This window comes from Pseudomonas sp. BNK-45 (genome assembly GCF_047456255.1).
In the GTDB taxonomy this organism is placed as follows: domain Bacteria; phylum Pseudomonadota; class Gammaproteobacteria; order Pseudomonadales; family Pseudomonadaceae; genus Aquipseudomonas.
The window spans coordinates 3,226,736-3,240,542 of the sequence record NZ_CP179909.1; the positions used below are offsets into that span (position 1 = coordinate 3,226,736).

Consider the following 13,807-nt stretch of genomic DNA (forward strand, 5'->3'; position numbering starts at 1 on the left):
GCTAAACACCGGGCAAGTAAAATTTCTAAAGCGAAATTGTTTATCGTAATAAGGACATAGCTCACCCCTGTAGCCCCGTAAGCCGCAGCCTGCGGGCATTAGGGGAGGTTTTGTTAATTATGTTTTGTCCCTGCTGTAATGAAAGTTTTTGCCTCTAAATGATAATCAATATTATTTAGCGGCTGTTTTATTCTGCTCCCCTTGGAGGCGTGGGAAAGTTGTCGGATATATCCATGTTACTGCAAGTAGCAGGGGCGCACCTTTTAACCTGTTTCGCTCTGGGTAACACCGCTCTGGATCAATATTTCGTCGGCTTTTTGGGCGGCGCCGACTTGTCGGCGAATTTTGCTGGAGGCAGGCGGATTGGGAAATGCGCAGGCCTGTTTCGCCGGCAAATTGGCTCCTGCTGGGAGTGCGGGCAAAAAAACGCCCCGAACCAGTCGGGGCGTCAGCTTTACAGCAATGCAGTTGTTTTTACCGGATCTGCATTGGCCGCTCGATCAAGGCGCGAGGCCTGTAATCAATGGAACTGCTCTTCTTCGGTGGAGCCGGTCAGGGCGGTTACCGAGGACGAGCCGCCCTGGATCACGGTGGTCATGTCGTCGAAGTAGCCGGTGCCCACTTCCTGCTGGTGAGCCACGAAGGTGTAGCCTTTGGCCGCGTCGGCGAACTCTTGCTCTTGCAGTTTCACGTAGGCAGTCATGTCGTTGCGGGCGTAGTCATGCGCCAGGTTGAACATGCTGTGCCACATGTTGTGGATACCGGCCAGGGTGATGAACTGGTGCTTGTAGCCCATGGCGGACAGTTCGCGCTGGAACTTGGCGATGGTGGCGTCGTCCAGGTTCTTCTTCCAGTTGAAGGAAGGCGAGCAGTTGTACGACAGGATCTGGTCCGGGTATTCCTTCTTGATCGCTTCGGCGAAACGACGGGCCTCGTCCAGGTCCGGCTTGGCGGTTTCGCACCAGATCAGATCGGCGTAAGGCGCGTAGGCCAGACCGCGGGCAATTGCCTGGTCCAGGCCGGCTTTCACTTTGTAGAAGCCTTCCTGGGTGCGAGTGCCTGTCACGAACGGCTGGTCGTACGGGTCGCAGTCCGAAGTCAGCAGGTCAGCAGCGTTGGCGTCGGTACGGGCCAGGATGATGGTCGGTACGCCGGCAACGTCGGCCGCCAGACGGGCAGCGGTCAGCTTCTGTACGGCTTCCTGGGTCGGCACCAGTACCTTGCCGCCCATGTGGCCGCACTTCTTCACGGAAGCCAGCTGGTCTTCGAAGTGAACGCCGGCGGCGCCTGCTTCGATCATGCTCTTCATCAGTTCGTAGGCGTTCAGCACGCCGCCGAAACCGGCTTCAGCGTCGGCCACGATTGGTGCGAAGTAGTCGATGTAGCCTTCGTCGCCCGGGTTCTTGCCGGCTTTCCACTGGATCTGGTCGGCACGACGGAACGAGTTGTTGATGCGCTTGACCACGGTTGGAACCGAGTCCACCGGGTACAGCGACTGGTCGGGGTACATGGATTCTGCGGAGTTGTTGTCCGCAGCCACTTGCCAGCCCGACAGGTAGATGGCCTGGATACCGGCTTTGACCTGTTGAACAGCCTGGCCGCCGGTCAGGGCGCCCATGCAGTTGACGAAATCTTTATCAGGACGGAAGGACGGCTTGGCACCTTGGGTGACCAGGTTCCAGAGCTTCTCGGCGCCCATGCGTGCCAGGGTGTGCTCGGGTTGAACCGAACCACGCAGACGGACCACGTCGGCAGCGGAGTAGGTGCGAGTCACGCCTTTCCAGCGCGGGTTTTCAGCCCAGTCTTTTTCAAGGGCTGCAATTTGCTGTTCGCGTGTCAGTGCCATGGAGATAAACCTCGTCGCGTCTTGTGTAAAAAGTCGTTCTTGGTTGGAAAATTCCGGCTCCGCCGATCACGCGTCATAACGTTGCGTGGAAGGCTGCTCGCTGACCAGGAAGCTTAGGCGGTCGAGGGTGTATGGCGGGGATGGCGACGGGTGAACGATGAGCTCGAGGGGAAAAGTGAGCAGGTGAAGGCGAGCTGCGGTGCGCATTCGGGCGTCGTGGGCCTGGGTGCGTTCCAACAGTGTGTTGCCGATCGACCTAATTACGCTTCCGTCCCTCGGGACAACTTCGTTCCAGTCGCAATCTCGTCAAACACACCTTGTGGGCAGTACAGACACGAATCGGCTCGGTTGGGTAGGTTGGAGCGGCGATCCGAAGGCCCTTGCCAGGGCCCCTGATTAGCGGGAGCGAGGCCATCATGCCCGCGGTTTTTTGGCCCGTCAAATGTTTTGTAGTGCTTTTTTTGCGCCACTACATCTTTGGTCTAATACGACTAATCAGTCAGTTTTTGGTGCTTTAGTCCAATGTGTCGACCTTGACCCGCAAGGTCATGTCATCCCGGCCTTGGGTCGAATAGCTGCGGCCCAGAGCCTGCTTGTCGGCCTGGGTCTGGCGATTGACGCCCGCCAGGGTGATCCACTCGCCAAGGCGACCGCTGACGGTTGTGTCGGTACTTTGCACGTTCACTACATCGGGACGTTCCTGGCTCATGCGGTCACGATTGGTGCTGATGCTCAGGTGCACGGTCTCGCCGGTCACGCTGGCCGTGACATAGAAGCCCTGGGTGACGTTGCGGTACTGGGTCTGGTTTTGCGGGCGACCGTAGGGATCGGTCTGGGTCGTGGTCAGGGGCACGCTCTGACCGACCTGAATCAGGGCCGGCACGCCTTCGCTGGCCTGGATCTGCTGGATGCCGCCATCGCGACTCTCGGTGCTGCGATTGATGATCCGGGTTTGCGGCGCGCCGTTGACCGAATAACCCTGGTTGTCCTGGAAGTTGTTCTCGTTGGTGTCGACGGTGATCAGCAGGCGCTTGGCCGCCGTATCCAATTGCGCAATGAAAGCCCGCAGTTCGGCGATCTTGCCCGGCTCGGCATTGACGATCAGTTGGTTGCCATAGGCGCTGACCTTGCCGTCCTTGCCGAGAAAATTCTGCGCCACCGGCAGCAGGTCGGCGCTGGTGCGGTTGTTGAGGGGCACGATCTCGGTGGCGGCCATGACCGAGCAGCTGAAGGTCAGCAGCAGCGTCGTGAGCAAGGTGCGTAGGGACATATCCGTTATCTCCGCGAGTAGCTGGCGTAAAGCCTTGAGTTTGACACTTTGTCGGCTTTGGGTGGGGCAAGTTGAATCCTAGACGGCAAAACGCCCCGGCATCCTGGTCTTGCGCCGGTCGGGGCAAGGGGATGGCGGGGCGTTGGCTTGGGTTATTGCCGCCAGGGCATGTCGGTCAGGCGCCGCGTACCATGTCAACGTGAGGAATCCCTGCTTCGAGAAACTCCTGGCTGACTATCGAGAAGCCCAGGCGCTCGTAGAACGGCGTGGCCTGGACCTGGGCGCTGAGCATCTGCTGCTTGAGGCCGCGTTTCTCGGCTTCGTCGATCACCGCATGCATCAGCGCATCGCCGACCTTCAGGCCGCGCCAGTCCTTGAGTACCGAAACCCGGCCGACATGTCCGTCGGGCAGCAGGCGCGCGGTACCAATCGGAAAATCGCCCTCGAAGGCCAGGAAGTGCACGGCACTGTCATCGTCGGCGTCCCATTCCAGTTCCGGTGGAACCGCTTGCTCGGCAATGAACACCGCTTCACGAATACGCCGGATCTCGGCGTTATCCTTTTGCCAGTCTGCGACACGTACGCGAATCTTATTCATCGGCGAACCCCAGGCTCCCTTGCTTGACCAGTTCACACAACAGGCCGCGCCCATCGTCATCCGCCAGCCAGGGGCCTAGGTTGTCGATATGCAGGGCATCGGCGGCGCAAATCATTTTCAGCAGCTCGCGCAGTTTACCGGGAAGCAGGCGGCTCTGGCCGCTGGCGAACAGCAACAGGTCTTCATCCACTTCCGACCAGGCCAGGCGCGCGCTCGGGTTGCGGATCAGGATCGCGCCCTGTTCCAGGCTGCCCAGCAGGTCGTCTTCTTCCAGTTCCGGGCCGACCACCAGTTCTGGATAACGCGGCTCGGTCATGAACTGGCCGAACCAGGTCAGCAACAGGCGCTCGTCGCTCATGTGCTCGGCCAGCAGGCGCTTGAGGCGGTCGAGGGCGTCCTGCTGGATCTGGTGCGGGTCGCTGGCCGGCTGTACGTCGGCGTCGGTGTAGCGATCTTCGTCCGGCAGGAACTGACCGAGGAAGTCGGTGAAGTGAGTCAGGACTTCAGCGGCGCTCGGGGCGCGGAAGCCCACCGAATAGGTCATGCAGTCATTCAGCGCAACGCCGTAGTGGGCCAGGCGCGGCGGCAGGTAGAGCATGTCGCCGGGTTCCAGGACCCAGCTTTCAGTCTCTTCGAACTCGGCGAGGATGCGCAGGTCCGCGTGCTGCAGCAGCGGGCTTTCGGAGTCGCACATCTGGCCGATCTTCCAGTTGCGCTTGCCGTGGCCTTGCAGCAGGAACACGTCGTAGTTGTCAAAGTGCGGGCCGACATTACCGCCCGGTGCGGCGAAGCTGATCATCACGTCATCAATGCGCCAGCTCGGCAGGAAGCGGAAATGCTCCAGCAGTTCGGCGACTTCCGGGACGAACTGGTCCACGGCCTGCACCAGCAGCGTCCAGTCACGCTCCGGCAGCTTGCTGAACTCGTCTTCGGCGAACGGGCCGCGACGCAGTTCCCAGGGGCGCTCGCCGTTCTCGATCACCAGGCGCGATTCGACTTCTTCTTCCAGGGCCAGGCCGGCCAGTTCGTCGGGTTCGATCGGGCTTTCGAAGTCAGGCAGGGCCTGACGGATCAGCAGGGGCTTTTTCTGCCAGTAGTCACGCAGAAATTCCCGTGCAGTGATGCCGCCCAGAAGTTGAAGTGGAATGTCAGGATTCATGTGTAACCTATTGAAAAAGTTTACTTTTCTAGCAGGAATAAAAACGCCCGGCGCGGCCGGGCGTCAAAAGGTCGGGCGGTGGCTCAGATGCGCTTGGCCTGGGCCGCGGCATTGCCGATGTAGCTGGCTGGGGTGAGCTGCTTGAGCTCGGCCTTGGCCGCGGCAGGCATGTCCAGCCCGTCGATGAAAGTCTGCAACGCTTCAGGGCTGATGCCCTTGCCGCGGGTCAGTTCCTTGAGCTTTTCGTACGGATTTTCGATGTTGTAGCGACGCATCACGGTCTGGATCGGCTCGGCCAGCACTTCCCAGCAGGCATCCAGGTCTTCGGCGATCTTCTGGGCGTTGAGCTCCAGCTTGCTGATGCCTTTGAGGCTGGCTTCGTAGGCGATCACGCTGTGAGCGAAGCCCACGCCCAGGTTGCGCAGGACGGTGGAGTCGGTCAGGTCGCGCTGCCAGCGGGAGATCGGCAGCTTGCTCGCCAGGTGCTGGAACAGGGCGTTGGCGATCCCCAGGTTGCCTTCGGAGTTTTCGAAGTCGATCGGGTTGACCTTGTGCGGCATGGTCGAGGAACCGATTTCGCCGGCAATGGTGCGTTGCTTGAAGTAGCCCAGGGAGATGTAGCCCCAGATATCGCGATCGAAGTCGATCAGGATGGTGTTGAAGCGGGCGATGGCATCGAACAGCTCGGCAATGTAGTCGTGCGGCTCGATCTGCGTGGTGTAGGGGTTGAAGGCCAGGCCCAACTCGTCTTCGATGAAGGCGCGGGCATTGGCTTCCCAGTCGATGTCCGGATAGGCCGACAGGTGGGCGTTGTAGTTGCCCACGGCGCCGTTGATCTTGCCCAGCAGCGGTACGGCGGCGACCTGAGCGATCTGGCGCTCCAGACGGTACACGACGTTGGCCAGTTCCTTGCCCAGGGTGGTCGGCGAGGCCGGCTGACCGTGGGTGCGCGACAGCATCGGCACTTCGGCGAAGCGGATCGCCAGTTCGCGGATGGCGTTGGCGGTCTGGCGCATCAGCGGCAGCATCACGTCATCACGGCCTTCGCGCAGCATCAGGGCGTGGGACAGGTTGTTGATGTCCTCGCTGGTGCAGGCGAAGTGGATGAACTCACTGACGTTGGCCAGTTCAGGCAGCTTGGCGGCTTGTTCCTTGAGCAGGTACTCGATGGCCTTGACGTCGTGGTTGGTGGTGCGCTCGATCTCTTTGACGCGCTCGGCGTGCTCCAGGGAGAAGTTCTCTGCCAGGGCATTGAGGACGGCGTTGGCTTCGGCGGAGAACGCCGGCACTTCGCTGATGGCGCTGTGGGCGGCCAGGCGCTGGAGCCAGCGCACTTCAACGAGGACGCGAGCACGGATCAGGCCGTATTCGCTGAAAATGGGGCGCAGGGCCTGGGTTTTGCCGGCGTAGCGGCCGTCAACAGGGGAAACCGCAGTGAGCGAAGAGAGCTGCATGGGGTGTTCTCGGACAGTCGGGCAACGAAATGGGGCGCGTATCATACATGAAAATATCCGCAGGTCCGTTGCCAACTGACCAGCGTCTTACGCGCAGCTCTTGAAAAATCAGGCGCAGCTCAGCTGCTGCGCATCAATGGATACAGCTCTTTGAGCAATTTGCGCCGGCTGATCACCAGTTGCCAGCGATGGCCGCCCAACTGGCGCCACAGGCGCGCCGAGCGAATGCCGGCCAGCAGCAGGGCGCGGATCTTCGAGGCGTTGCTCGGCTGCTGCAGGTTGCGCATGTCGCCGTGCACCTGGATGCGTTGGCGCAGGGTGCTCAGGGTGTCCTGGTACAGCCCGCCGCACGCGGCAATGACGTTTTCGTGGGCCGGGCCGAAGTGTTCGACCTGGGACTGGATCTGCGGCAGGCGCTTGCCGATGGTTTCCAGCAGGTCATCGCGCTTGGCCAACTGGCGTTCCAGGCCGAGCATCGACAAGGCGTAGCGCAGGGGCTCGCGTTGCAGGGTGCTGGGGTCGCGCTCCAGGGCGCCGATCAGGGCGCGGTAGCCCTCGCGCAGGTTGAGGTCGTCGCCACCGTAGACCTCCAGGGTGTCCTTGGGGTCACGGATCAGCAGGCTGCCGAGCATGCAGCTCAAGGCCGCTTCGCTGACCTGGCCGGTCTTGGCGATGCGGTCCACCAGCACCGCTGCGAGGAATACACCGCCCAGCGCCGTCAGTTGCTCCTGAATCGGGCTCATGGGCGGGCGTCCTTGCTGCTCCAGGGTTCGGCCACTTCGATCACGCCGCCGCCGAGGCAGATTTCACCGTCGTAGAACACCACGGACTGGCCGGGAGTCACCGCGCGCTGCGGGTCGTCGAAGGTAGCGCGGTAGCCGTTGGCGGTCCGCTCCAGGGTGCAGGGCTGGTCGCTCTGGCGGTAGCGCACCTTGGCGGTCAGGCGCCGTGGCTGGCTCAGGTCGATGGGGTTGACCCAATAGATGTCGGAAGCCAGCAGGGCGCGGGAGAACAGCCACGGATGGTCATTGCCCTGGCCGACGATCAGCTCGTTGTGCTCCAGGTCCTTGATCAGCACGTACCACGGTTCTTCGCCGGCGTCTTTCAGGCCGCCGATGCCCAGGCCCTGGCGCTGGCCGATGGTGTGGTACATCAGGCCGTGGTGGCGGCCGATGACTTCACCTTCGGTAGTCTTGATCTCGCCGGGCTGGGCCGGCAGGTATTGCTTGAGGAAGTCGCTGAAGCGCCGCTCACCGATAAAGCAGATGCCGGTGGAGTCTTTCTTCTTGGCGGTGGCCAGGTCATGTTTCTCGGCGATGGCGCGCACTTCGGGTTTTTCCAGCTCGCCTACCGGGAACAGGGTCTTGGCGATCTGCTCGCCGCCCACGGCGTGCAGGAAGTAGCTCTGGTCCTTGTTCGGGTCCAGGCCCTTGAGCAGTTCGGTGCGGCCGTCGATGTCGCGGCGGCGTACATAGTGGCCGGTAGCGATCAGGTCGGCACCGAGCATCATGGCGTAGTCGAGGAACGCCTTGAACTTGATTTCGCGGTTGCACAGGATGTCCGGGTTCGGCGTGCGGCCGGCCTTGTATTCGGCCAGGAAGTGCTCGAACACGTTGTCCCAGTACTCGGCGGCGAAGTTGGCGGTGTGCAGCTTGATGCCAAGTTTGTCGCACACGGCCTGGGCGTCGGCCAGGTCATCCATGGCGGTGCAGTATTCGGTGCCGTCGTCTTCCTCCCAGTTCTTCATGAACAGGCCTTCCACCTGGTATCCCTGTTCCATCAGCAGGAGGGCGGAAACGGAAGAATCCACGCCGCCGGACATGCCGACAATGACGCGTTTCTTTTGGGTGTCAGAAGAGGCTGGATCACGCATAGGAATTCAACGGGTGTCTTGAAAAAGGACGCGATTCTAACAGGCTGAGGCCTGCAAGGCTAAAACTGCGGTTAAAGCATTGGTCGGATCAGCGCCAGGCTGTGCAACTGGCCGTCCAGGTAATCGTCCAGGCATTGCAGGATCAGCTCGCTGCGCCAGTGGGCGCGCTGTTCCAGCAGTTGCTCGCGGCTCAGCCAGCGTGGGCCGATGATGCCGTCATCCAGCTGATAGTCCGGACGGTGGCGCAGCGCTTTGGCGGCAAAGCACACGCGCTGGTAGGTCACGCCGTTGCTGGGGGCGGTGTACAGGTAGATGCCGACCACGCCGGTCAACTCCACGTCCCAGCCGGTTTCCTCCAGGGTTTCGCGGATGGCCGCCTGGAGCAGGCTTTCATTGGCGTCCAGGTGCCCGGCGGGCTGGTTGAGCACGGCGTGTTCGCCCGAGTACTCCTCGACGAACAGGAAGCGGCCCTGGTCCTCGACGATGGTGGCGACAGTGATATGGGGTTGCCATTCCATAAAGGCACTCCTTTATAAGGGGGAAGCATTGTAGGAGCCGGCTTGCCGGCGAAGCGAGCGCCGCATGTCCGGCGTAGAGGCGTTCACCGGCAAGCTGGCTCCTAGTGGGCCCAGAAGCACAAACCCCGGCGCTAGGCCGGGGTTTGTGTGTTCGCTCGTGCTTACACCAGCGCAGCGATGGCCGCGTTGAGGGTGGCGCTCGGGCGCATGGCCTTGCTCACCAGCTCAGGGTTGGCGCTGTAGTAGCCGCCGATGTCCACGGGCTTGCCCTGTACGGCGTTGAGCTCGGCGACGATGGTCGCTTCGTTCTCGGTCAGGGTCTTGGCCAGAGGGCTGAACTGCGCTTGCAGGGCAGCGTCCTCGGTCTGGGCGGCCAGGGCTTGTGCCCAGTACAGCGCCAGGTAGAAGTGGCTGCCGCGGTTGTCGATGTTGCCGACTTTGCGCGATGGCGACTTGTTGTTGTCGAGGAACTGGCCGGTGGCCTGGTCCAGGGTCTTGGCCAGTACCAGGGCTTTCGGGTTGTTGTAGGTGTTGCCCAGGTGCTCCAGGGAGGCGGCCAGGGCCAGGAACTCACCCAGGGAATCCCAGCGCAGGAAGTTCTCTTCCAGCAGCTGTTGCACATGCTTCGGAGCCGAACCGCCGGCGCCGGTTTCGAACAGGCCACCACCGTTCATCAGCGGCACGATCGACAGCATCTTGGCGCTGGTGCCCAGCTCCATGATCGGGAACAGGTCGGTCAGGTAGTCGCGCAGTACGTTGCCGGTCACCGAGATGGTGTCCTTGCCGTCGCGGGTGCGGGCCAGGGTGAACTTCATGGCTTCGACCGGGGACATGATGCGGATGTCCAGATCGCTGGTGTCGTGATCCTTCAGGTAGGCCTGAACTTTCTCGATCATCACGCCGTCGTGGGCGCGCATCGGGTCCAGCCAGAAAATCGCCGGGGTGCTGCTGGCACGGGCGCGGTTGACGGCGAGCTTGACCCAGTCCTGGATCGGCGCGTCCTTGGTCTGGCACATGCGGAAGATGTCGCCGGCTTCGACTTTCTGCTCCAGCAGCAGCTTGCCTTGGCTGTCGGTCACGCGAACCACGCCGTCAGCCTTGATTTCGAAGGTCTTGTCGTGGGAGCCGTATTCTTCGGCTTTTTTCGCCATCAGGCCGACGTTTGGCACGCTGCCCATGGTGGTCGGATCGAACGCGCCATTGGCTTTGCAGTCTTCGATCACGGCCTGGTAGATGGTGGCGTAGCAACGGTCCGGGATCACGGCCTTGGTGTCGTGCAGTTGGCCGTCGGTGCCCCACATCTTGCCGGAGTCACGGATCATGGCCGGCATCGAGGCGTCGACGATCACGTCGCTCGGTACGTGCAGGTTGGTGATGCCTTTGTCGGAGTTGACCATGGCCAGGGCAGGGCGTGCAGCGTAGACCGCCTGGATGTCGGCTTCGATCGCGGCTTGCTGCTCGGCTGGCAGGGCCTTGATGCGGGCGTACAGGTCGCCAATGCCGTTGTTCAGGTTGAAGCCGATTTCCTGCAGCACGGCGGCGTGCTTGCTCAGGGCGTCCTGATAGAACTCGGCAACGATCTGGCCGAACATGATCGGGTCGGAGACCTTCATCATGGTGGCCTTGAGGTGCACCGACAGCAGTACGCCTTGTTTCTTGGCGTCTTCGATTTCAGCGGCGATGAAGGCGCGCAGGGCCTTTTTGCTCATCACGGCGCAGTCGAGGATCTCACCAGCTTGCACGGTGGTCTTTTGTTTCAGGACGGTGGCGGTGCCGTCTTGGGCGATCAGCTCGATCTTGACGCTGTCTGCGGCTTCGATCAGCGCGGCTTTTTCGCTGCCGTAGAAGTCGCCGTTGCTCATGTGGGCAACGTGAGACTTGGAGTCCTTGGCCCAGGCGCCCATCTTGTGCGGGTGCTTGCGCGCGTAGTTCTTCACCGACAGCGGAGCGCGGCGGTCGGAGTTGCCTTCACGCAGGACCGGGTTCACGGCGCTGCCCTTGACCTTGTCGTAGCGCGCCTTGGCGTCTTTGTCGGCGTCGCTGGTCACGGTTTCCGGGTAGTCCGGCAGGGCGTAGCCCTGGGCCTGCAGTTCCTTGATCGCGGCTTGCAGCTGCGGTACCGAGGCGCTGATGTTCGGCAGCTTGATGATGTTGGCTTCTGGGGTGACGGCCAGTTCGCCCAGTTCGGCGAGGTGGTCCGGCACCGCTTTGGCACCCAACTGCTCAGGGAAGCTGGCGAGGATGCGGCCGGCCAGGGAGATGTCGCGGGTTTCCACGGCGATATCAGCCGAAGCGGTGAAGGCTTCTACGATAGGCAGCAGGGAATAGGTGGCGAGGGCCGGAGCTTCGTCGGTGAAGGTATAGATGATCTTCGAGCGGGTGGGCATATTCGGATTAACTCTCTTCTTTGCTAAAGCGTGCGCAGAAACTCGAGGTGCGCCGGGTAAGCGCTTTCGTTCAAAGGTCATCCATGAGCCGAATGTCGAGGTTTCTTCGCGGTGATGTTGGGTGCATCAGTCGAGCGTCAAGCGGGTGGGCTGCGGTAACAACCCGGCTTTGGGCGGCCGGTCTCGGCTTGTTTTCTTCGGTAGCAGAGCGTTCGGCCGTCGTGACTCTATGGTCAGCGGCGGCATTATACATAGGTAGCTAGCAAAGCGCCGTTGCTTCATAGGTACCGGTGCTCGTCCATTGGTCTAAAGGTCGCAGGCGGGGTGCAGGCGTAGAGTCGCTGGCTGTGCTCGAATTTGGCACTTTTCCCTTTGCATTCAGGCTTGTAGGCCGCGAACCGTAAAGCTTTCACGGCATATGGGTGGAACATGAGGTTCCCGTCCAGATTCAACTGGGTTACGCTCGAACGCAGCCAGATGTTCAATCCACACAACGGAGTTCAGCATGGGATACAAGAAGATTCAGGTTCCAGCAGTCGGCGACAAAATCACCGTCAACGCAGACCATTCTCTCAATGTTCCTAACAACCCGATTATTCCTTTCATCGAAGGCGACGGTATTGGTGTTGATATCAGCCCGGTCATGATCAAGGTTGTCGATGCTGCGGTTAAGAAGGCTTACGGCGGCGAACGCAAGATTTCCTGGATGGAAGTGTATGCCGGGGAAAAAGCGACTCAAGTGTACGACCAGGACACCTGGCTTCCTCAGGAAACCCTGGACGCAGTGAAGGATTACGTGGTTTCCATCAAGGGCCCGCTGACCACTCCGGTCGGTGGCGGTATCCGTTCCCTGAACGTGGCCCTGCGTCAGCAACTCGATCTTTACGTGTGCCTGCGCCCGGTACGCTGGTTCGAAGGCGTGCCCAGCCCGGTGAAAAAGCCGGGTGATGTGGACATGACCATCTTCCGTGAAAACTCCGAAGACATTTACGCCGGTATCGAGTGGAAGGCCGGTTCGGCAGAAGCCACCAAGGTCATCAAGTTCCTTAAAGAAGAAATGGGTGTCACCAAGATCCGTTTCGACGAAAACTGCGGCATCGGTGTCAAGCCGGTTTCCCTGCAGGGCACCAAGCGTCTGGCGCGCAAGGCGCTGCAATATGTAGTGGATAACGATCGTGATTCGCTGACCATCGTCCACAAGGGCAACATCATGAAGTTCACCGAAGGTGCCTTCAAAGAATGGGCCTATGAAGTGGCGGCCGAAGAGTTCGGCGCAACCCTGTTGGACGGCGGTCCGTGGATGCAGTTCAAGAACCCGAAAACCGGCAAGAACGTCATCGTTAAGGATGCCATCGCCGATGCCATGCTCCAGCAGATCCTGCTGCGTCCGGCGGAATACGATGTGATCGCCACTCTGAATCTCAACGGTGACTATCTGTCCGACGCCCTGGCGGCGGAAGTGGGCGGCATTGGTATCGCTCCAGGTGCCAACCTGTCCGATACCGTGGCCATGTTCGAGGCAACCCACGGTACTGCGCCCAAGTATGCCGGCAAGGATCAGGTCAACCCGGGCTCGCTGATTCTCTCTGCGGAGATGATGTTGCGTCACATGGGTTGGACCGAGGCGGCGGACCTCATTATCAAGGGCACCAACGGCGCGATTTCGGCCAAGACTGTGACCTATGACTTCGAGCGTCTGATGGAGGGTGCGACCCTGCTGTCTTCCTCGGCCTTCGGCGATGCGCTGATCTCGCATATGTAAGCGCAACCGCGCGCAAAGCAAACCGGCCGACTCAATCCCTTGAGTCGGCCGGTTTTTTTATCACTGGATGTTGGGTGTATCAGCTCAAGGCGCTTTCAGGTTGCGCCTCGGCGGGGATGATTTCACCGGGCACCTTCAAGGCGCTGATTTTGACCGCATGCAGGCCCTTGGGGCCCTGGATGATCTCGAAGCTCACAGCCTGTCCGGCTTTCAAGGTCTTGTAGCCATCCATCTCGATGGCCGAGTAATGGGCAAACAGATCATCCGTCTTGCCCTCCTCATTAATAAAGCCATAACCCTTGGCATTGTTGAACCACTTGACCTTACCGCTAGCCATACTCATATCCCTCTGCAACAGACTCCATCACTGGAGTATCATCCAGTTCATCCGCCGCCAAGCTTGGTAAAAAGGTTGACGCCGCGGACGTTTATTACCCAATGTGGGCCCTATTGGTTGTAACACCGTTTTGCCGATAGTCAAGGTGACCCGGCGGTCGGAGTTGAATTCCATCCAGAGCGCCCCCACCACTGTATTTGCACAACTGACGAACCTTTCTTTCCATGCATGCAATCAGCCAGATTCGACTAACATTCAATCAGGATCGCCCGGACTTGCACGACGACGATTCCGCTGGCTTGGCTGTACAGGAAGCTAAGCCTGCATTACAGGCGCCGCCGATGTACAAGGTGGTTTTGTTCAACGATGACTACACCCCGATGGATTTCGTCGTCGAAGTGCTCGAGATGTTTTTTAACCTGAATCGCGAGCTGGCGACCAAGGTCATGCTGGCCGTCCATACAGAAGGGCGGGCAGTGTGTGGATTGTTTACCCGCGACATCGCCGAGACAAAGGCCATGCAGGTCAACCAGTACGCCCGGGAAAGCCAGCATCCGCTACTCTGTGAAATCGAGAAGGACGGTTAACGCCGACCACTTGGGT

Annotated in this window: 12 protein-coding genes; 2 read left to right on the forward strand and 10 right to left on the reverse strand. The window is 60.5% G+C overall.

What is annotated here, in order from left to right:
• Window positions 1-520: 520 nt before the first annotated feature.
• The 9 genes from aceA to ACMGG8_RS15015 form a co-directional block, all read right to left on the reverse strand.
• Window positions 521-1,846 (reverse strand): isocitrate lyase, encoded by a 1,326-nt coding sequence (gene aceA / locus ACMGG8_RS14975; RefSeq protein WP_016964777.1) that lies wholly within the window; start codon window positions 1,844-1,846, stop codon window positions 521-523.
• A 514-nt stretch (window positions 1,847-2,360) separates the two neighbouring features.
• Complete coding sequence (locus ACMGG8_RS14980; RefSeq protein WP_414159819.1) at window positions 2,361-3,116, reverse strand: secretin N-terminal domain-containing protein; 756 nt, start codon at window positions 3,114-3,116, stop codon at window positions 2,361-2,363.
• 175 nt (window positions 3,117-3,291) lie between these two features.
• Window positions 3,292-3,714 carry a GNAT family N-acetyltransferase gene (locus ACMGG8_RS14985; protein ID WP_060840132.1) on the reverse strand — a complete coding sequence of 141 codons (423 nt, stop codon included), beginning with the start codon at window positions 3,712-3,714 and terminating at the stop codon, window positions 3,292-3,294.
• The gene (locus ACMGG8_RS14990; RefSeq protein ID WP_414159820.1) at window positions 3,707-4,873 is read right to left on the reverse strand and encodes a JmjC domain-containing protein; all 1,167 of its coding nucleotides are present in this window, start codon (window positions 4,871-4,873) and stop codon (window positions 3,707-3,709) included. Before ACMGG8_RS14990 ends, ACMGG8_RS14985 begins: the two co-directional genes overlap by 8 nt.
• An 83-nt stretch (window positions 4,874-4,956) precedes the next feature.
• Window positions 4,957-6,327 carry an adenylosuccinate lyase gene (purB, locus tag ACMGG8_RS14995; RefSeq protein ID WP_060840130.1) on the reverse strand — a complete coding sequence of 457 codons (1,371 nt, stop codon included), beginning with the start codon at window positions 6,325-6,327 and terminating at the stop codon, window positions 4,957-4,959.
• A 119-nt stretch (window positions 6,328-6,446) separates the two neighbouring features.
• Window positions 6,447-7,070: a high frequency lysogenization protein HflD gene (gene hflD, locus ACMGG8_RS15000; protein WP_060840129.1), complete on the reverse strand. Its 624-nt coding sequence runs from the start codon at window positions 7,068-7,070 to the stop codon at window positions 6,447-6,449.
• A complete protein-coding gene (gene mnmA / locus ACMGG8_RS15005) occupies window positions 7,067-8,200 on the reverse strand; it encodes a tRNA 2-thiouridine(34) synthase MnmA (RefSeq protein WP_060840128.1) in 1,134 nt (377 codons plus the stop codon). The genes hflD and mnmA overlap by 4 nt, the downstream gene beginning before the upstream one ends.
• Window positions 8,201-8,271: 71 nt before the next feature.
• The gene (locus tag ACMGG8_RS15010; protein ID WP_060840127.1) at window positions 8,272-8,718 is read right to left on the reverse strand and encodes an NUDIX hydrolase; all 447 of its coding nucleotides are present in this window, start codon (window positions 8,716-8,718) and stop codon (window positions 8,272-8,274) included.
• A gap of 161 nt (window positions 8,719-8,879) precedes the next feature.
• Complete coding sequence (locus tag ACMGG8_RS15015) at window positions 8,880-11,105, reverse strand: NADP-dependent isocitrate dehydrogenase (protein ID WP_108545745.1); 2,226 nt, start codon at window positions 11,103-11,105, stop codon at window positions 8,880-8,882.
• A 505-nt stretch (window positions 11,106-11,610) separates the two neighbouring features.
• On the opposite strand from ACMGG8_RS15015, the gene icd reads away from it, so the two are divergent.
• A complete protein-coding gene (gene icd / locus ACMGG8_RS15020; protein WP_016964815.1) occupies window positions 11,611-12,867 on the forward strand; it encodes an NADP-dependent isocitrate dehydrogenase in 1,257 nt (418 codons plus the stop codon).
• Window positions 12,868-12,946: 79 nt separating this feature from the next.
• Here the strand turns inward: icd and cspD are convergent, their stop codons facing one another.
• The gene (gene cspD, locus ACMGG8_RS15025) at window positions 12,947-13,204 is read right to left on the reverse strand and encodes a cold shock domain-containing protein CspD (protein WP_016964814.1); all 258 of its coding nucleotides are present in this window, start codon (window positions 13,202-13,204) and stop codon (window positions 12,947-12,949) included.
• A 224-nt stretch (window positions 13,205-13,428) separates the two neighbouring features.
• Here cspD and clpS point away from each other — a divergent pair, with 224 nt between their 5' ends.
• Window positions 13,429-13,791 carry an ATP-dependent Clp protease adapter ClpS gene (clpS, locus tag ACMGG8_RS15030; protein ID WP_011062173.1) on the forward strand — a complete coding sequence of 121 codons (363 nt, stop codon included), beginning with the start codon at window positions 13,429-13,431 and terminating at the stop codon, window positions 13,789-13,791.
• Window positions 13,792-13,807: the final 16 nt, after the last annotated feature.

What these genes read in the sequence shown, in the direction of transcription:
- aceA (WP_016964777.1), bottom strand. Translation starts at nt 1,846, where the DNA reads ATGGCACTGACACGCGAACAGCAAATTGCAGCCCTTGAAAAAGACTGG.
- clpS (WP_011062173.1), top strand. Translation starts at nt 13,429, where the DNA reads ATGCATGCAATCAGCCAGATTCGACTAACATTCAATCAGGATCGCCCG.
- ACMGG8_RS14985 (WP_060840132.1), bottom strand. Translation starts at nt 3,714, where the DNA reads ATGAATAAGATTCGCGTACGTGTCGCAGACTGGCAAAAGGATAACGCC.
- ACMGG8_RS15015 (WP_108545745.1), bottom strand. Translation starts at nt 11,105, where the DNA reads ATGCCCACCCGCTCGAAGATCATCTATACCTTCACCGACGAAGCTCCG.
- cspD (WP_016964814.1), bottom strand. Translation starts at nt 13,204, where the DNA reads ATGGCTAGCGGTAAGGTCAAGTGGTTCAACAATGCCAAGGGTTATGGC.
- hflD (WP_060840129.1), bottom strand. Translation starts at nt 7,070, where the DNA reads ATGAGCCCGATTCAGGAGCAACTGACGGCGCTGGGCGGTGTATTCCTC.
- purB (WP_060840130.1), bottom strand. Translation starts at nt 6,327, where the DNA reads ATGCAGCTCTCTTCGCTCACTGCGGTTTCCCCTGTTGACGGCCGCTAC.
- icd (WP_016964815.1), top strand. Translation starts at nt 11,611, where the DNA reads ATGGGATACAAGAAGATTCAGGTTCCAGCAGTCGGCGACAAAATCACC.
- mnmA (WP_060840128.1), bottom strand. Translation starts at nt 8,200, where the DNA reads ATGCGTGATCCAGCCTCTTCTGACACCCAAAAGAAACGCGTCATTGTC.
- ACMGG8_RS15010 (WP_060840127.1), bottom strand. Translation starts at nt 8,718, where the DNA reads ATGGAATGGCAACCCCATATCACTGTCGCCACCATCGTCGAGGACCAG.
- ACMGG8_RS14980 (WP_414159819.1), bottom strand. Translation starts at nt 3,116, where the DNA reads ATGTCCCTACGCACCTTGCTCACGACGCTGCTGCTGACCTTCAGCTGC.
- ACMGG8_RS14990 (WP_414159820.1), bottom strand. Translation starts at nt 4,873, where the DNA reads ATGAATCCTGACATTCCACTTCAACTTCTGGGCGGCATCACTGCACGG.